Genomic DNA, 18,704 nt, shown 5'->3' with positions numbered 1-18,704 from the left:
GGCTTACAGGAACTCCTCACCACCACCGCCACCAAGCATAATTTCGCCTGAGTCAGCTAAACGACGTGCCGTAGAAAGAATTTCTTTCTGTGCCGCTTCTACTTCACTAATACGAACAGGGCCCATTGCCTCAAGATCATCAGCGAGTAATTCAGCAGCACGTTTTGACATATTACCCAAAATCTTCTCTTTTAATGCTTCGTCAGTACCTTTAATTGCTTTCATTAATACATCTTGCTGTACTTCACGAAGGATCGCTTGAATACCACGGTCTTCAACATCCATTAAGTTCTCAAAGACAAACATAAGGTCTTGGATTTGCTGTGACATCTCTTCATCGTGTTCACGGATTGAATCCATTAACTGACCTTCAACATTGGTATCTAGGTAGTTCATGATATCAGCAGCCGCTTTCAAGCCACCCATTTTCGCAGCTTGCGCACCAGCTTGACCTGCGAACTGTTTCTCCATGATTTCATTCAACTCTTGCAATGCTGCTGGTTGAACTTCTTCAAGGTTTGCAATACGCATAGTTAAATCTAAGCGCACTTTTTCTGGGAATTGCGACAAGATTTCCGCTGATTGCTCTGGCTCTAAATACGATAAAACAATGGTTTGAATTTGCGGGTGCTCGTTGCGAATAATATTCGCCACTTGCTTTGAATCCATCCACTTCAATGAATCAAGACCTTTCGCCCCTGAGCCCATAACAATTTGGTCAATAAGGCTGGCTGCCTTGTCTTCACCAAGCGCTGCTGTAAGGGCTTTTTTGATAAAGTCTTCAGACTGGAAGCCAATGGTACTGAAGCTCTGAATTTGCTCAATAAACAAATTATGGACTGCGCTAATTTTCGCTTGCGATAAATCATCTAGCGCAGCCATTGCCATACCCACTTTTTGCACTTGCTTTGGCTCTAAGTGCTTAAGGATTTGCGCAGCATCTTCTTCTGATAAGCTCAGCAATAAAATTGCCGCCTTATCCACACCGTCTAATTTATCAACATCAAACGCCGGTGGTAGTTGTTTTTGTTCTTGATCAGTCATCTTCTGTTAACCACGCTTTCACTACTTGAGAAGACAGTTCTGGTTCATTTGCAACCAATGCACGAACTGCTTTGAGTAAATCTTCATCGCCATGTAAGTCTGGCAGCTGTAGTGTACCATCACTTGAGAATCCTACAGCAGCAGAGTCAAAGTCTTTATTTAGCATATCTAGCGTGCTATCACCAATATCTACACCTGCACTTAATGCATCTTCATCATATTCTTCTAGTGTATCGTCTGGGTAAATTAGACGTTTCAGCATAGGTCTTACTACAAAGACAATCAGTACGATGATAACCAGTGCACCTAATGCTAAGCGTAGCATCTTCATGAACCAATCTTGCTCCCAAAGTGGAACTTCAATCGCTTCACCAGCATCTTCACGAACAAATGGCACTGTGACAACCTCAAGTGCATCACCACGCTGCATATCAAAACCAACACCGCCTTGTAATAAACGACGAATATTTGACAATGCTTCTACAGAGCGAGGAACCATGGTTGTTTCACCATTTTCACCCACCTGCGGTACATAATCAACGGCAACTGAAACACTGATGCGACGGATAACACCGGTTTGCTGACGCTTATGCGAAATAGTTGTATCAAGCTCATAGTTACGTGTTGCTTCTTTATGCGAACGACTTGGGTTCGTTGCTGAGCCTGCTCCACCTTGGCCTGCAATTTCTGGAATATTAGAGTTAACTGGCGGCTGATTCGTTAGCGCACCAGGAATGCCCACTGCAAGACCACCGATGTTGTTTTCTTCGAACGTGGTTTCACTGCGCACTGCTGGTAAGTCTGGGTTATAACGTTTTTGTGTTTCTTCGACTGCACTAAAGTCCATATTTAAATCGACTTGCGCGGTATAGTTACCTAAGCCTACAACTGGAATAAGGATGCTATCGATTTTATTTAAGTACTCTTCTTCACGCTTACGTTCAATTTCATACTCTTTACGAGAGCGAGCAGCAAGTGAGTTTTGTGAACCTGAATTAAGTAAGCGACCATTTTGATCGGTAACAGTAACACGCTCTGGCGATAAACCTTGGACTGCTGAGGCAACAATATCAACTACTGAGTCAACTTCTTCACCGTCAAGTGTACGACCGCGTTTTAAAGTAAGCACTACCGTCGCTGAAGGTTGTTTTTCACGACGAGCAAATACGTTTTCTTTTGGAATAGCTAAAAGTACTTTGGCGCGAGTAACATTTTTTAGCTCTTCGATGGTACGTGCAAGCTGTTGCTCACGACCATGTTTTAAACGTTCACGTTCAAGGCGTTGGCTAACACCAAACCCCATGTCTTGCATGATGATGTCAGTACCTGAGCTTGGCGCTTGCTCTAGACCTTCACGAGCCATCAATAATTTAATGTTTTGGTATTCACCTTCTTCAACAGAGATGACGTTACCATCAAGTTCATAATCAATCTTTTGAGCGTCTAAAAAGTCCAGCGTTTGAATAAGCTCTTCCGTTGGCATTTTGCCAAGCGGACGCATATCTGGTTGACGAGCCCAAATAATAATAAAAATTGCGATAGCCAAACAGATTGCCAAAGCGATCACTAAAGTAACCTGGCGTAAAACATCTACACCGTTTAAGGCACTTAGGTAGCCTGACTTTTGCTCTTGTTGATCATCAGTATCGGTTGAGTCGATACCGCCGCCTGCTAAGGCTAGATCAGTTGATTGATTAGATTGCGCCACAATAATTCTCCACTACCTAGTTACACAGGCATGTTCATGATTTCTTTATAAGCTTCAACAAGTTTATTTCGAACTTGCACCGTAGCTTCAAACGCGACTGATGATTTTTGCGAAGCAATCATTACGTCAGCTAAAGAAACACTGCGATCGCCCATTTCCATTGCTGTTACTTTTTGCTTAGCATCTTGTTGTAAGCCATTCACTGTATCAAGTGCATTGGTAAGTAAATCACCAAACTGTGCCGACGATGTTGGCTGAGTTTGTGTTGGTAAATTATTAATTGAGTTACTACGGCCTACTTCTGAAGCCATAGCTTGCATTTCTTGAAATAATGCGCTGTTTTGAACTTTCATAATACTCTCTGACAATGCAGTTTACTTATACACTGATAAAGCACAAACCGTGCCACAAAATAAACCATTTAAATTCAATGGCTTGAATCATTAATTTTGCATGTCAGAGTTTTGACAGCAAACAAGCTCACAAAAATGTGAGCTTGTTTGAGCAACTTTTTGGAAGGAGTTTATGCAGGTAAGGCTATACCCAAGTCTCGCATTTGCGCCAGTTTATAACGTAACGTGCGCGGACTAATACCTAAGGTTTCTGCAACCTCTTTGCGTTTACCATTACAGCGCGCTAAGGTTTCTAAAATAATACGATGCTCTTTGTCTTTCAGCTCGTCTTTGTAATTACCTTGCTCACTCACTTGTGGCACGGTATCTAAATTAACTTCAACAGGCTGTTCTTGATATGCCGGTGCGTTGTGTGGCGGCGTAGCGACTGGCTTGATATCAACCGTAAGCAACTCTTCAATAAAGACATCATCTTGATGAATACTATTCCCATCGCATAATATCAACGCCCGTTGAATAACGTTATCAAGCTCTCGTACATTACCTGGCCAAGCATGCGATAGCAGCTTTTGTTTCGCACCCTCACTTAGTTGAGCGATAGGCTCTTTACTTTTCAGACAATGACGCTCAATTAAATGCTCAGCCAATACAATAATGTCGCCAGGACGCTCTGCTAATGGTTTCCACATTAGCGGGAATACATTTAAGCGATAATATAAATCTTCTCTAAATAGGTTTTCGCTCACCGCTTCTTTCAAATCTCGGTTACTTGTAGCAAGTACGCGAACATCAAGCTCTATGGTTTTACGACCGCCTAAGCGCTCTACTTCGCGCTCTTGAAGTACACGCAGTAATTTAGCTTGCAAGCCTAAATCCATCTCAGTGATTTCATCAAGTAAGATGGTACCACCTTGAGCTTGCTCAAATTTACCCGGACAGGCTTGAATAGCGCCGGTAAACGCCCCTTTTTCGTAACCGAATAAGGTTGCTTCAAGCATGTTTTCAGGAATAGCAGCGCAGTTAATAGCCACAAAGGGGGCATCGCTACGATTTGATTTATCGTGGATAAAACGAGCCAAGACTTCTTTACCCGAGCCACTTGGGCCGAGTACCATTACACTGGCATCTGAGCGGGCAACTTTGCTCGCGAGCTCTAATAGCTTAATACTTGACGGATCGGCAACAATTGGGCCATCGGTTTCTTTTTCCTTTTCAGGCAAATAACGACTCACCATATTAAGGAGCACTTCTGGAGCAAACGGCTTTGCCATGTAATCAATCGCGCCTAAACGCATTGCTTCTACAGCATCATCAATAGTGGCATAGGCCGTCATCATTAAGACCGGCAGCTCAGGATAATTAAGTTTAATGCTACGTAGTAGGTCAAGGCCGCTCATAGCGCCCATTTGCACATCACTAACAACCAATGAATAGCTATTTTGCTTAAGCAAGATCATCGCTTGTTCGGCGCTATCTGCAGCAACGCAATCAATACCCGACATTTCAAGGGTATCGATCAGTGCTTCTCGTAAGCCTGCGTCGTCTTCAACGACTAAAATAGAGTTAGTATTCATTTTGCCTCCGCTGACATTGGTTCTGCACTAATTGGCAAGATCAAACTAAAACATGCTCCCCCATGAGCATTATTAGTCACTTCAACCCGTCCTTGGTGCGCATTGGCGACTGAACTTACAACTGCAAGTCCAAGCCCCGTGCCTTGGCTTTTGGTAGTGTAAAAAGGTTCGAATAATTTGTTGGCATGACGTAAATCAACACCTGGGCCATTATCACTGACACTTATACGAACACAGTTTTCGCTAGTTTCGTCACGTTCGGCACTCAGGGTTACCACAGCCTCAGAGCCAATAATTTGAATACTATTGTGGATCAGGTTTTGAATAGCACTCGCCAGAGCAGTTTTATTACCCATAATTTCAATATCTGGCTCAGGCAAGTTCACGCTAAGTTCACTGTTATTTTGTGCAACCATAGCATCAGCACCGGCTTTTACTTCATTAAGTAACTGTTGCATTGAAACGCTTTCGACAACTTGTTGCTCACCACTTTTGGCAAATAACAGCATATCGTTCACTTGGGTTTCTAAGTCTTTTAAACGCGACATTAGCTTCGTATGAAAGTTGCCACGCGAGCTTTCAGGCAATCGCTTTGAGCCTAAATTTGCGGCATACAGCATGGCCGCTGATAACGGTGTTCTGACCTGATGAGCAAGCGAAGCAACCATTTTGCCAAGCGCACTTAAGCGCTGCATATGTGCAACTCGCTTTTGTAAGCGTCTGGTTTCAGTTAAATCTGTCATTAAAATTAACTGTCCTGGCTCTGGAGCAAGCGCAGTAATATCAAGCTTAATTAAACGGCCATCCTTAAGTGATACTTCATGTCCATCGTCTTGCTGTGGTCGAAATGAGCGTTGAATTACGCTAAACCACTTTTCACCTTCGAGGGGTTCACCTAGCATATCAATGGCAATTTGATTGGCTTTTGCGATCATGCCTCGGCCATCTAAAACCACCACACCCGCAGGCATGGTATCAACCAAATGACCTAACCAACTGGCTTGTAGGCGCAGCTCACTCAATTCACCAACATACTCTTCTTGTTGTAAGCATGGGTTATATTGTTTGGCTGTGATAAATTGTGGTTTTAGGACATTTGCTAAGGCCATAATCGATACTCAAAAAATCGTGTCTACCAAGCTAAATGCACAATCCGTACCAAATTTATTTTTGTTTTATTTCAATAAATTAAAGACCAAATAACACTGACAAAAAAATGACAATCGCGAGGGAATAATGCAAAAAGAACACCATTGCCGTTGCCCATGGCTCGATACCAGCAAAGAAGATTATGTGGCCTATCACGACCAAGAATGGGGGGTGCCATTGTATGATGATCACCGCTTATTTGAATTTATAACCTTAGAGTCAGCACAAGCGGGACTGAGTTGGTATACCATACTTAAAAAGCGTGATGGCTATCGCAGTGCCTTTAAAAACTTTGTTGTCGAAGAGGTTGCCAAAATGACCGAAGACGACGTCGAAAGGTTAATGCAGTTTGAAGGTATTATTCGTAATCGCGCTAAAATCGCAGCCACTATCAATAATGCGCAACGTTTTATTGAGATTCAAAAAGAGTTTGGTAGTTTCTCAAATTACCAATGGCAGTTTGTTGGTGGCAAGCCATTGGTAAACAACCTTGATAAATTAGAGGATTACCCTGCTATTACTGAAGCCTCAACAGCATTCGCCAAAGATTTAAAAAAGCGCGGCTTTAAGTTTTTAGGCCCGACGACGGTGTATGCCCACATGCAGGCCTGTGGCATGGTAAATGACCATAGCAATGATTGCTTTAGAAAAGCTGAGATAATTAGTGAATATTAAAAAGATAAAACCGAGGAAGACACCTAACGCAGCTTAGTCACGCGTTAGGTTGTATTTCTTCATTTTTTCGACCAGTGTGGTGCGCCTAACACCTAAAATTTCGGCAGCACGTGCAACAACGTAATCATAGCGCTCTAATGCTTGGCTGATTAAGCTAATTTCTAGCTCAGCAAGATACTCTTTCAGCTCAATTCCTTCATCTGGTAGTAAACCTGAGTCAACCGTTGTTGCTGGTACATCAGGTTCTTCATCATCATAATCACTAAAGCCAGTACTGAAAATATCGTTGAAAGCATCTCGCTCCATCAACTCTTCTGGGTACTCAGGCTCATAAGCCTCAACTTCAATATAACGATATTTAGCTGGAAGGTCTGGCACATCAACTACTTTATCAGGGAACATGATTACCATGCGCTCAACTAAGTTAGCAAGCTCACGAATATTCCCCGGCCACGCATGCTCTTTTAAGCTTTGAATCGCACGCTCAGTAAATTTGGCCGTTGTGCCACTTTGCTCGTTCACACGACGCATTAGCTCTTTTAAAAGTAGAGGAATGTCGTCGGCACGCTCACTAAGCGAAGGGTTTTCAATTGGAAATACGTTTAAACGATAGAAAAGGTCTTCACGGAAGTCGCCCTGTTCAATCATTTCTTCAAGATTGCGATGGGTTGCAGCAATAATTCGTACATCAGCTTGAATAGGCTTAGTACCCCCTACTCGCTCATAGCTACGCTCTTGCAACACACGTAGTAGTTTAACCTGCATTTGCAAAGGCATATCACCAATTTCATCTAGAAACAGCGTACCGCCTTGCGCTAATTCAAAACGCCCTTTTCGTGCAGAAATAGCGCCCGTAAAAGCACCTTTTTCGTGGCCAAATAGCTCACTTTCAAGAAGCTCGCCTGGGATAGCACCACAGTTTACCGGCACAAATGGCCCGGTATTTCGTTTAGAGAGTAAATGAACGTTACGTGCAACAACTTCTTTACCTGTGCCTGACTCACCTAAGATCAGCACATTGGCATCGGTTTTAGCTACTTGTTCAATTAAAAAGCGCACATCTTTTACGGCTTCGGTTTCACCGACTAAACCATCAAATGATTTGTTAGATTTAGCTTGTTTATGGTCACCCGGTAGCATGCGCTGATATTGCTGACAATCATGCAATAGCTGAGTAGTAACATCATGGTTAAACGGCTCACAAATTAAACCAACTACATTAGCAATGCTTAGTAACGGTTTGAGTGTTTCACCAATTAATAAAAACGGAATGGCAGGAAACTGTTTGATCACAGCCTCGTGATTTAGCTGCTGTAAAGCACCAAGAATGACCATACATTCTTGCTGTTGATGTTTTTCACAAAAAGACTGTAATGTAGTCTCATCAACTAATTGTGCAGTTTCACCAATGAAGGTAAGTGCTGCATGTAAACCTATCGCACGATTATTATTATTGTCTAAAATTAAGATCATTATTGGCGAACCACAGTTACCACGAGGTTAGTTAATTTCTAAATTGTAAGCGAGTTTAGGAGGGATGCAAGCGCTAAGCGGCAATTTATTGACATCAACGCCAAAAAATAGTCACTTAGCACTAAAATTTAATACTAAAGAATTAAAGTAAACCTAATATAGATTCGGCTGAACGATTTGCCTGACCACGTAAGGCAATCGATGCTTGCGATAAAATATCATTAGCTACTTGATCAGACACAGCTTTTGCATAGTCAGTATCTTCTATTCGGCTTTGGCTCGCAGCAATGTTCTCTCGCTGGTTGCCTAAACCTTTTATCGTACTCGCCAAGGTGTTTTGAAAAGCGCCTAGCTCAGCTCTTTGGGTGTTAATTTCCTCAGCTGCTTGGTCGCTAATATCAATCGCAGCTTGAGCTCCTGCTTGGGTTGAAATATCGATTCCTGCAATAACTGAAGCAATACTGCCATCAGATGGCGTCACTGATTGTGTGGTGTTGGCATCAGGACCAACTTGAAACGACACTTGCTCACCATCAAATAGAGGTTTACCACCGAATGTGGCATTTTCGAATGTTTCTGATATTTGCGTTTGTAATTGCGACACTTCTTCTTGAAGTGCAGCCCTATCACTGTCTGTGAGCGCACCATTACCCGCTTGAATAGACAGCTCTCGAATGCGAGAAACGGCATCATTTACACCAGATAGATTTGACTCTGTCACTTGTGAGTAAGAAATGCCGTCGTAAGCATTGTTAATTGCTTGACTGTAGCCATCTTGCTGCGATGTTAATCGATCAATAATTTGCAGTGCAGCGGCATCATCTGCCGCTGAGTTTACTTTTTTACCTGATGCTAGTTGCTCAGTAAGCTTATTACCCGTTTGCTGAGTTTGGTTTAAAAACCCGGTATTGGGTGATTGAATTTTCATGGCGGCCTCCGACAAACCGATTGCTTAAATTATAGCTTAATTTGCCAAATTTTGTACTTTGTACCATGGTTTAGATAAATTAACTTGGCATCTGACTTGCTAGTGTATTAGTTAATAGTTAAATTACTGAGAATTGTGTCAAAATTCTCACTTTGCGTATCAAACGCCAATGAAAAATAACTCGGGTAACACTATGTTCGACAATAAAACAATTTTAATTACCGGTGGTACCGGTTCATTCGGTAAAAAATACGTCAAAACGCTTCTAGAACGTTATAAACCCAAGAAGATTATTATCTTCTCACGGGACGAACTCAAACAGTTTGAAATGCAGCAAGAGTTTGACCAACCGTGTATGCGGTATTTTATTGGTGATGTACGCGATAAAGAAAGGCTTCGCCGTGCTATGCGCGGCGTGAACTATGTGATTCACGCAGCAGCATTAAAACAAGTTCCAGCCGCTGAATACAACCCAATGGAGTGCATCAAAACTAATATCAATGGCGCAGAGAATGTAATTGACGCCGCCCTTGATAATAACGTAGAAAAAGTCATTGCACTGTCGACTGATAAAGCCGCGAATCCAATCAACTTATATGGTGCGACAAAACTTGCATCAGACAAGTTATTTGTTGCTGCTAATAATATTGCTGGCGGCCATAAAACAACTTTTTCAGTAGTAAGATACGGTAACGTAGTGTGTTCGCGTGGCTCTGTTGTGCCTATTTTCCAAAAGTTTATCGACCAAGGCCGCGACCATATACCAATTACTCATGAAGAAATGACTCGCTTTTGGATTAGCCTGCAACAAGGTGTTGATTTTGTTTTAACTAACTTTGAGCGTATGTTAGGTGGCGAAATTTTCGTTCCGAAGATCCCTTCAATTCGTATTACTGATCTTGCCAAAGCAATGGCACCTGAATTACCAATTAAGGTTATAGGTATTCGACCAGGTGAAAAGTTACATGAGGTCATGTGCCCGGCCGACTTATGCTTTGAAACGTACGAATATAGCGACCACTTTGTTATCGCTCCGGGTATAAAATTCAGTAGTCGTAGCAATGATTTTACTGTGAATGCTATTGGTGAAAAAGGCAAAAAAGTTACCCAAGGTTTCGAGTATAACTCGCTTGATAACCCTGAATATATGAGTATTGAAGAAATTAAAAACTTCAATGTTCAAGCATTATTGTAAAATTTATTATGACGAATAAGGTAATTCCTTACGGCAAACAAAGTATTTCGCAAGAAGACATCAATGCCGTAATTGATGTATTAAAGTCTGACTGGTTAACACAGGGCCCTGCTGTTCCAGCATTTGAAAGTGCCATTGCAGAATATTGTGATGCTCACTATGCCTGTGCCACTAACAGTGCGACTTCAGCGTTACATATTGCTTGCCTTGCTTTAGGCGTAGGTAAAGGTGACATTGTATGGACGTCGCCAATCTCCTTTGTCGCATCGAGTAACTGCGCCCTGTATTGTGGCGCAGACATCGATTTTGTTGATATCGACCTTGAAACAGGCAATATGTCTGTTGCAGCGCTTCAAGAAAAGCTAACGTTAGCCAAACAAAGCCAGCAACTTCCTAAAGTCGTGATCCCTGTTCATTTAGCTGGTCAGTCATGCGATATGGCAGCAATCAAAGCACTTGCCAAAGAGTATGGTTTTAAGGTTATTGAAGATGCCTCGCATGCTATTGGCGCGAAGTACAAAGATAAGCCTGTTGGCAGCTGTATTTATTCAGATATTACTGTGTTTAGCTTTCATCCAGTCAAGATAATTACATCTGCTGAAGGGGGGATGGCGGTTACCAACTGTGCTGAGCTCAACAAAAAAATGAGCCGCTTGCGAAGCCATGGTATTACTAATATTCCTGAAGAAATGACCGAGCCAAGTCACGGCCCTTGGTATTATCAACAGTTAGAGCTTGGTTTTAATTATAGAATGACTGATATGCAAGCCGCTTTAGGACTGAGTCAGTTAAAGCAGCTAGACAACTTTGTATCAGTGAGAAACGACATTGCAACAACATATAACCATGCGTTTGCAAATTCAACGCTAGCTCATTTAACACAATCGGATGATTGTTACTCTAGCTACCATTTATATATTGTTCGTTTAACCCAATGTAACGTAGAAAAACACAAGTCAGTCATTACAGGTATGCGCGAGCAAGGAGTTATTGCTCACTTGCATTATATACCGATCCATTTACAGCCTTATTATCAAGCTTTAGGCTTTTCGGAAGGTGATTATCCAAATGCAGAAACTTACTACAAACAGGCTGTTACTATTCCTCTGCACCCAACTATGACAGAAGATGAGCAGCAATTAGTTATCGATACATTGATTGGTTTAGTATGAAGCTTGCTCTAGGTACAGTGCAATTTGGCTTAAATTACGGTGTCAGTAATAAGCGTGGTCAACCAAGCATTGCCAAGGCTCATGCCATTTTAGATATTGCAAAAGACGCAGGCATTACAACATTAGATACCGCGCTTGGTTACGGCGAAAGTCACAAAGTGTTGGCATCCTATCCTTCGATTAATGACAGCTTTAACATAGTTACTAAGTTACCTCCTCTACAAAAAGAGCAATTTTCTAATCAGGATGCAGATAATTACATTGCATTAATTGAGCAATGTTTTTCAGATTTTAAAACTCAAAAACTAAACGCAATCCTATTTCACGAAGCAAGCGACATTGAGAAACAAGGTGTAGCGCCCGTTTTAGCGTGTTTAAAACAACGACAATTAGAAAATCAATTAGCGAGTAAAGGAGTTTCTTTGTATTCAGGTGCTGAGATGGATAGCTTCACACAGTTGAGCGAAATAAACCTTGTGCAAATACCTTATAATGCATTTGATACCTACTTTAAAGACACTGGCGCTCTTTCATTACTAAGTAAAAACAATACTCAAGTGCACGCTAGATCTTGTTTTTTACAAGGCTTGTTATTAATGCCCATCAATGAGTTAGCTAGTTACTTTAAACCTTGGAAGCAAAATTTAGAATCATTTCATCAGTTAGCGCAGCATCTTGGTGTATCGGCACTAACACTCAGCCTTGCATATGCTTTAAAAGAAGATGAAATAGATAAAATAGTTGTCGGTGTGAACTCAGAGTCTGAGTTAGAGCAAATTTTAGAGGCCTATCAAAGCAGCATCAAAATCTCTCACGACGTGCTCAATGAAATGACTGTAAATGATCCAAGACTCACCAATCCAGCAAATTGGCAACTATAAATAGTTTAGAAAAATGATTGATTGCCGATAAATGGCTATGATCAAAAAAGGCAGATATATATGAATGACAACAATAAACAATTAAAACTTGCCTTTATTGGCGGTGGTAATAACTCAGCTGTAGGCTATGTTCACTTCGCCGCAAGTCAACTCGATAACAAGTTTGCAGTAGTTGCAGGTGCCTTTTCAAGAAATCCCGATGAAAATAGTGCAACAGCGCAGAGATGGGGAGTTTCAGAAAAGCACTTATACAACGATTGGCAAGAGCTTGTAGAGCAAGAGAAAAACCATGTTGATGCATTTGTTATACTGACACCAACACCCCATCATATTGAGGTAATAACCACGCTTCTAAAGGCGAATTTACCGATTATTTGCGAAAAAGCACTTGTTACCGGCCCTGCAGAAGTCGCTGAAATTGAAGCCTGCTACGATAAAAATAAACACTTTCTAGCTGTTACATACAACTACAGTGGCTATGCGATGGTCAGAGAGTTGAAACACCTAGTAAAGCAAGGTGCACTTGGCACTATCCAAAAAATTCACCTTGAAATGCCACAAGAAGGATTCAGAAGGCCGCCAGATATTGCAGGTAAACCATCGATGCCACAAGCATGGCGTTTAAAAGATTTTGAAGTGCCAACTATTTGCTTGGATTTAGGAGTGCATTTACACCACTTATCAACATACTTACTTGAAATGGAGCCAACGGAAACAATCGCACAATTTACTAACCATTCTCAATACCCAAATTTAATTGATGATGTAAATATGTTGCTGAACTACCCAAATAACATAAAGGGTAGTATGTGGATGTCAAAAACGGCGATAGGTCACCGCAATGGACTTCAAATCAGAATATACGGTGACAAAGGAAGCGCGCGTTGGTTCCAACTAAACCCTGATGAATTAGAGTTAAACTACAATGACGGGCGCAGAGAAATCTTAGATAGAGCCGGACAGTGTGAGTATGCTAACCAATTTAGATATAACCGAATGAAGCCAGGTCACCCAACAGGATTTGTTGAAGCTTTTTCTAATTTATATACAGATATTTACGAAGAACTTTGCTGTTACTTAGCTGGTACAGATAAAAAAAGTGACTATGTATTTGGCTTAGAGCAAGCAAAAGACGGCTTGAATTTATTTTCTGCAGCAAATAGCTCTGTAAAAGAGAAAGCGTGGGTCAAAGTTTATTGATGTCTCTTCTACACAATAAAAATATTTCAGAAAAGTTATTGAAGGAAAATGTATGCACTATTTTCAAATGGTAGGGTTCAATGGCAAGAAAAACTTAAAATTGCTTATGGGGGATACCAGTACAGGTAACTTAAAAGAAATTGATAAAAGAGTGTTATTTAAAAGACATGTTGAAGTCATTAACCTTGAGTTATCTTACGAGTGTAACCGAAAGTGTGATTATTGCCCTGTCAGTTTTTCTGATAGACAAAACTCTCAGTCTTATATGAAAGAGAACCTGATAGAAAAAGTCTGCAAAGAATTATCAGAGATCCGATACGATAACAAAATATCACTAAACCTTTATAATGAACCGCTTTTAGATAAGAAACTAGCTGATAAAATTTGTACTATTCGCAAATACCTACCAGCTGCACACATTGGGTTTAACTCAAATGGTGATTTTTTGCGATTACCTTTACTAAAGGACCTTTCTAATAGTGGGTTAAATCATATTTGCGTTACATTACACCCGTTACCTAATGTCAATCAAGATAATACAATAATTCAGCGTAGATTACTTAAGATACTGAAAAGGCTTGAATATAATTTCATTGATGATGAATTAGATATTTCTTTCATTGAATTAAACAACTCTTTCTCATGCTATGTAGAAGGTGTCAGAATATTGATTCAATGGCCAGACTGGAGAAAGGACGGTACAAATAGGGGCGGCACACTTGAGAATAACAGTGCTGAAGTAAACAAAAGAGTCTCTCCTTGCGCTAGGCCGTTTCGTGAGTTTACAATTTTTTATGACGGTAATGTTCAGCCATGTTGTGAATCATTTCACGATAACAAATTTAACTTGGAGAATGTTGGTAATATTTCTGATCAAAATCTATTTGACCTATATACTTCGAAAAAATTAAACCAGATGAGACGGTCACTATATGACTTCAGTGAGAAAACGGGTATTTGCTCTGAATGTACGGTTAGAGACTTTAGTTCATATTCTGAAGATAAGTCAAGAAAAGAGCTATTAGCTGAGATTAAAGACTTTTCTATTCCTGAAAAGATCGACTGCCAAACTAAATTTGATTAAATCTCACTTTGCTACCCTTCAGCTAGGAGTTTAGTCTATTTATGTATTTCAATATTAACAGCTTTTTAATGACTATAACCATAGGATACATATGGATATTAAAAATTTAATTGAAACTGAACTAAGCTATTTTAAGCCAATTCTAGATAGTCAATCTAAAGTTAGTGATAACAATTTAGCTATATGGAGAAACGAAACCGTCCAGCAGAGACAGGAACGGATTTCTTTAGAATGTTACGATCTATTGAAAGGCCAAGTTTCTTATGGTCCATTTAAAGGGCTCAAGTTAAATAAGGACACTTGGTGGGGTAAATTAGATCTTGGCTCAATGTTACTTGGGCTATATGAGAAAGAAATACTCGATATCATTTCTAATATCAAACAAGATGAGTATTCTAACTTCATAGATATAGGTGCTGCTGATGGCTATTATGCGTGCGGTATTCTAAATTCGAAAAAAATAAACAACGCTATATGCTTTGAGCAAAGCCAAAAGGGCCAGGAAGTAATTCATCAAAATTGGATAAATAATGGTTCTTTGGGAAGCTTAACAATCTACGGTGAGGCAAATCTACAGAGTCTTGAAAAACTATCTGAAGAAGATGTTCAAAACGCGCTAGTGTTAATAGATATCGAAGGTTTTGAGTTCGAATTACTAACTACTGAAGTCCTAGCTGTACTGAAAAATTGCACCATCATTATTGAAATACATAACTGGGCAGATGATTTTATAAATAAATATCGCACTCTGCTTATGAATGCAGCAAAACATTTTAAAATTGAACCATTGAAACCGGTTGATAGAAGTTGCTTTAATTACCCTGAACTACGCCACTTTACTGATGACAATAGAGCTCTATTAATATCAGAAAGGCGTCCATGTCTAATGAGGTTTATAAAATTAACACCTCTTTAAGTATTAGACTTTGAGGTATAGCTAAAGTTATTACAACTCTAGCTATATCTTTCTTTTACATTCTGACGAAGAATTTTGCCTAAACTACTTCTTTCAAAACTATCAATCTGCTCTAACACTCTAGGCTGTTGATAATCGGTCAATTGCTGTAAACACAGCTTCTTTAATTCTGTTTCATTTACTGACGCCGAAAGCGTCGTATAAACGACTTTTATTACCTCACCAAACTGAGAGTCTGGAATTGAAAAAGCCACGCAATCTTCAATGTCTTTATGCATTTTTATCACGGCTTCAATATCTTGAGGGTATACATTGATCCCCCCACTTGAGATCAACTCTTTTTTACGGCCGACATAATATAAATAGCCTTGCTCATCGAGGTAACCTAAATCTCCGGTTTTGAAAAAATCACCAAGATAATAAGCTTCTCGCGTTTTTTCCGGTAATTTATGATACCCGCTAAACCCGGTTGTTGTTTTACAACAAATTTCTCCAACTTCAGTTGCAGCTAATTCTTGGCCATGCTCATCGGTAATTTTCACAGTAACAAATGGTAAAGCATTGCCTACACTGCCGCTCAATTCAGGGTGTTCTGATACCGCGAAATCAGTCACAACACCAACCTCTGAAGCTCCGTAACACTCGTGTAAGCGGCAACTAAGCAAAGAAAGTAAGCTTTGTTTACTCTCTTTATCTAATACCGCCGAAGAGGATACTAGGCAGCGTAAAGAGCTCAAATCATGCCCTTCAACGCCGTTTTGAATTAAGCTTACTAATTGAGATGAAACGGCAAATAGAAAACTCACTTGGTGCTGTTCAATTGCTTGTAGCCATAGCTTCAAATTAAACTTTGGTAATACAACCGTTGTTGCACCAAGCATCAACGGCATGAGCACACCACGCTGAGCTAGCGAGTGGTACATAGGAGTCGCTACGAGAATAACGTCATCGGGCGTTAATCCGTAGTAGTTTATGGTCGCATCAAATGCTCTATTTACTTTACATGCTTGGCTCAACACTATTGGCTTAGGTTGACCGGTAGAACCAGAAGTCATGGTTAAGATGTAAGGTGCTTGCGTATCAATTGTATCAGTAAAAAAGCATTCTGCTTCAGCTTGTTGAACACAAAGCCAATTTGTTTCATTAGCAACACTTTGGCCTAATGTTATTAAATTTTCAGCTTCAATAAGATTATCTGCAAGAAGTGATTTGCTAATGGTCGGCCAAGCAATCACCTTAGCAACGGGGGTTTTCTTAAGAGCAACGGTTAGAGCAAGCCCTTTTAAGCTAACAGGTAACGGCACTGCGGCTAAACCTAATTTAGCGATTGCCAGCAATGAAACAATAAATTCAATACCGTTAGGTGCAAATATTGCGACACGTTGGCCTTGTGTAACACCTTGTTTTAAAAAATGGCTAGTAAGCTTAATAACTTGCTGATTTAATTCATCATACGTTACGCTTTGCTGTTGAAAAACAACAGCTACCTTAGTGGGGTTGTTAGCGACATGCGTAGCAAATAACTCATAAATACCTTTATCCACCTACTCACCCTTTTCCTACAAAATTAAAATCATCAATCGAAGCATTTGGAAATAAATGTTGGGTCACTGCCATTTTTTTCGCATCCCCTGCAATAGATTTAAATCCTGCTCGCTGATTAAGCAAATTTACAAACTTATTTTCTTTATTAATAACGGCTACCCACATTGCATCTGGGTATGTTTGCTCAGTCTCTTTTAGTTGCCAATCTAATACTAGTTGAGCATGAGCAAAATTAACATCGTCACTTGCAGCAAACCAACCACCAATTAAATAATTTTGCTGCTCTATTTCATACAATTGATGCCAAACGTAAAGTAACGGCTTACCTTTAACTTCCATTACATAAGAGTCGCGACGATTAGCAAACCACCAGCAATAATGATCAAGTTGATCGATATCTTTTGTGATCGTCATTCGCCAAGCATTGTTCGGTAAGTTTCTCGCTGCCAAATAGCGGTTTATGTCCTGATCAACCACTCGCCTTAACGTGATTGTGTCGGTTAAATGCTGGTGCTGGCTTTCAATTAAGTTGCTATTGCCTTGAGTAATCTGGCTAGAAGCTAGCTCTGAAGTAATTAACTTGGCAACACGACTTGCACCTTCGCCATCAATTTTTACAGCAACATTTTCACGCATTAGGTGGATGCGCTCTATATTTTGTAGCATTGCTAAAATGAGCTTTAAAACCTTTTCTGGCGGATAGTCTATTAAGTTTGCGATATGGAAATAATGCCCCAGATCATCTAATGCAGTTTGTTGATTTTCTTGGTTCTTTGCGATTGAGAAGGTTAACGCAGGGGTTTTAGTCGCGGCCAGCTCATACAAGGACGTGCCTAAAGCGCCAACAAACAAGGTGCAGCTTTTATAGTATTTGGCTAAACAACGAGGTGCTTCAATTAAATTTAATTGCGAGTTACCTAAAGCTAACTCATGTAGCTGAGTAACGGATGTAGCATTAGGGCCTATAATTAGATTAACTTTATACTCTGGCGCTGTTTCAAGAATTAATCGTATGATTTCAGTAAGCTGTTTCCAATCGCCACCACCGCCGAGAGAGAACATAAGCTCTTTATTTGAGCGCTCTGTTTGTTCGCAGTTTCGATAAGCCCTAGACAGCATCGAAAAATCAGGACCAAGTAAAAAGTTTTGTGATTCAAGTGCTGTACTTTGATAACGAGACGAAGTCTTTTCAGCATTCCATTTACTATCGATAACCAGCTCTGCTAAATGGTCTCTTTCAAGATCATCGACCGCAATAATCGATGGCACATATTTAGCCATCTCTGATTCCCATTCAATATCAAAACGATAGCTATCAACAAGTAATTTATCAATGATGAGTTGTTGCTCGTTGAAAAGCTGAACACAGTTAGCCGCATCTTCTATCTGTGTTTTTGCATAGGGTAATAAATGTATATTCCCGAGTTCTTTAGTTAAATGATCCGACAATTGTGTATCGACTAAAAAAACAACTTCTTCACCTAAACATTGCAACTCTAACGCGAGCCATTTGCAACGCATAAAGTGGCCCAAGCCACATAGTGTATCGACTCTAATTGCTATCATTTAACTTCACTAACGCAGTCGCTAAATTTCCTACTTTTGCATTTTCACTGTCTACCATTAACTCTGGAGGAACAGCAATACCATATTCGGTTTCTAAGCTCATTATAAGGCTCAGTATTTCAAATGAGTCTAGCGCCCCTGCAGCTACAAAGTCATATTCAGCAATGTCAGCATCTTCAACAAATACGCCGCGTTCTAATAAAAATTGCTGAACCGAATGGATTAAGTCTTGTTTCATATC

The 18,704-nt window shown here is 40.3% G+C and carries 17 protein-coding genes; 7 read left to right on the top strand and 10 right to left on the bottom strand.

All coding sequences use genetic code 11. The features are described from left to right. Window positions 1–3 precede the first annotated feature (3 nt). The 5 genes from fliG to PASHI_RS19820 all read right to left on the bottom strand — a co-directional run bounded on the left by fliG (window position 4) and on the right by PASHI_RS19820 (window position 5,788). A complete protein-coding gene (fliG, locus tag PASHI_RS19840) occupies window positions 4–1,044 on the bottom strand; it encodes a flagellar motor switch protein FliG (RefSeq protein WP_054553274.1) in 1,041 nt (346 codons plus the stop codon). Continuing rightward, window positions 1,037–2,752: a flagellar basal-body MS-ring/collar protein FliF gene (gene fliF, locus PASHI_RS19835; protein ID WP_054562182.1), complete on the bottom strand. Its 1,716-nt coding sequence runs from the start codon at window positions 2,750–2,752 to the stop codon at window positions 1,037–1,039. Before fliF ends, fliG begins: the two co-directional genes overlap by 8 nt. 20 nt (window positions 2,753–2,772) lie before the next feature. Then, window positions 2,773–3,105, bottom strand: a complete 333-nt coding sequence (gene fliE / locus PASHI_RS19830) for a flagellar hook-basal body complex protein FliE (RefSeq protein ID WP_054562183.1) — start codon at window positions 3,103–3,105, stop codon at window positions 2,773–2,775. 170 nt (window positions 3,106–3,275) lie between these two features. Continuing rightward, window positions 3,276–4,679, bottom strand: coding sequence for a sigma-54-dependent transcriptional regulator (locus tag PASHI_RS19825; RefSeq protein ID WP_062566803.1), 1,404 nt, complete (start codon window positions 4,677–4,679; stop codon window positions 3,276–3,278). Then, window positions 4,676–5,788, bottom strand: coding sequence for a sensor histidine kinase (locus PASHI_RS19820; RefSeq protein WP_062566802.1), 1,113 nt, complete (start codon window positions 5,786–5,788; stop codon window positions 4,676–4,678). The genes PASHI_RS19825 and PASHI_RS19820 overlap by 4 nt, the downstream gene beginning before the upstream one ends. A 127-nt stretch (window positions 5,789–5,915) precedes the next feature. Between PASHI_RS19820 and PASHI_RS19815 the strand changes: the two genes are divergently transcribed. Continuing rightward, window positions 5,916–6,503 (top strand): DNA-3-methyladenine glycosylase I, encoded by a 588-nt coding sequence (locus tag PASHI_RS19815; RefSeq protein WP_062566801.1) that lies wholly within the window; start codon window positions 5,916–5,918, stop codon window positions 6,501–6,503. A 33-nt stretch (window positions 6,504–6,536) separates the two neighbouring features. On the opposite strand, the gene PASHI_RS19810 is transcribed toward PASHI_RS19815, so the two are convergent. Both PASHI_RS19810 and PASHI_RS19805 read right to left on the bottom strand, forming a co-directional pair. Further along, window positions 6,537–7,976, bottom strand: a complete 1,440-nt coding sequence (locus PASHI_RS19810) for a sigma-54 dependent transcriptional regulator (RefSeq protein WP_062566800.1) — start codon at window positions 7,974–7,976, stop codon at window positions 6,537–6,539. Between the two features lie 142 nt (window positions 7,977–8,118). After that, window positions 8,119–8,904 carry a flagellin N-terminal helical domain-containing protein gene (locus PASHI_RS19805; RefSeq protein ID WP_062566799.1) on the bottom strand — a complete coding sequence of 262 codons (786 nt, stop codon included), beginning with the start codon at window positions 8,902–8,904 and terminating at the stop codon, window positions 8,119–8,121. A 193-nt stretch (window positions 8,905–9,097) separates the two neighbouring features. On the opposite strand from PASHI_RS19805, the gene pseB reads away from it, so the two are divergent. From pseB to PASHI_RS19775, 6 genes are all read left to right on the top strand, one after another. Then, window positions 9,098–10,099: a UDP-N-acetylglucosamine 4,6-dehydratase (inverting) gene (pseB, locus tag PASHI_RS19800; RefSeq protein WP_062566976.1), complete on the top strand. Its 1,002-nt coding sequence runs from the start codon at window positions 9,098–9,100 to the stop codon at window positions 10,097–10,099. 8 nt (window positions 10,100–10,107) lie between these two features. Then, window positions 10,108–11,271, top strand: coding sequence for a UDP-4-amino-4,6-dideoxy-N-acetyl-beta-L-altrosamine transaminase (gene pseC, locus PASHI_RS19795; protein ID WP_062566798.1), 1,164 nt, complete (start codon window positions 10,108–10,110; stop codon window positions 11,269–11,271). Further along, window positions 11,268–12,152, top strand: a complete 885-nt coding sequence (locus tag PASHI_RS19790) for an aldo/keto reductase (RefSeq protein WP_062566797.1) — start codon at window positions 11,268–11,270, stop codon at window positions 12,150–12,152. Before pseC ends, PASHI_RS19790 begins: the two co-directional genes overlap by 4 nt. 60 nt (window positions 12,153–12,212) lie before the next feature. Next, complete coding sequence (locus PASHI_RS19785; RefSeq protein ID WP_062566796.1) at window positions 12,213–13,352, top strand: Gfo/Idh/MocA family protein; 1,140 nt, start codon at window positions 12,213–12,215, stop codon at window positions 13,350–13,352. 52 nt (window positions 13,353–13,404) lie between these two features. Continuing rightward, the gene (locus PASHI_RS19780; RefSeq protein ID WP_062566795.1) at window positions 13,405–14,436 is read left to right on the top strand and encodes a radical SAM/SPASM domain-containing protein; all 1,032 of its coding nucleotides are present in this window, start codon (window positions 13,405–13,407) and stop codon (window positions 14,434–14,436) included. 91 nt (window positions 14,437–14,527) lie between these two features. Then, complete coding sequence (locus PASHI_RS19775; RefSeq protein WP_062566794.1) at window positions 14,528–15,352, top strand: hypothetical protein; 825 nt, start codon at window positions 14,528–14,530, stop codon at window positions 15,350–15,352. Window positions 15,353–15,390: 38 nt separating this feature from the next. On the opposite strand, the gene PASHI_RS19770 is transcribed toward PASHI_RS19775, so the two are convergent. The 3 genes from PASHI_RS19770 to PASHI_RS19760 are packed head-to-tail and all read right to left on the bottom strand — an operon-like array spanning window position 15,391 to window position 18,701. Further along, entirely contained in the window at window positions 15,391–16,896 is a 1,506-nt protein-coding gene (locus PASHI_RS19770) for a class I adenylate-forming enzyme family protein (protein ID WP_062566793.1), read from the bottom strand. 4 nt (window positions 16,897–16,900) lie between these two features. Further along, window positions 16,901–18,463, bottom strand: a complete 1,563-nt coding sequence (pseG, locus tag PASHI_RS19765; RefSeq protein ID WP_062566792.1) for a UDP-2,4-diacetamido-2,4,6-trideoxy-beta-L-altropyranose hydrolase — start codon at window positions 18,461–18,463, stop codon at window positions 16,901–16,903. Continuing rightward, window positions 18,450–18,701 (bottom strand): phosphopantetheine-binding protein, encoded by a 252-nt coding sequence (locus PASHI_RS19760; RefSeq protein ID WP_229677543.1) that lies wholly within the window; start codon window positions 18,699–18,701, stop codon window positions 18,450–18,452. Before PASHI_RS19760 ends, pseG begins: the two co-directional genes overlap by 14 nt. Between the last annotated feature and the right edge of the window lie 3 nt (window positions 18,702–18,704).

It is taken from the genome of Pseudoalteromonas shioyasakiensis (assembly GCF_001550135.1).
GTDB classification, from domain to species: Bacteria; Pseudomonadota; Gammaproteobacteria; order Enterobacterales; family Alteromonadaceae; genus Pseudoalteromonas; species Pseudoalteromonas shioyasakiensis.
Note: the sequence above shows the minus strand (reverse complement) of the source record. Positions and strands in the feature narration are given on the sequence as shown.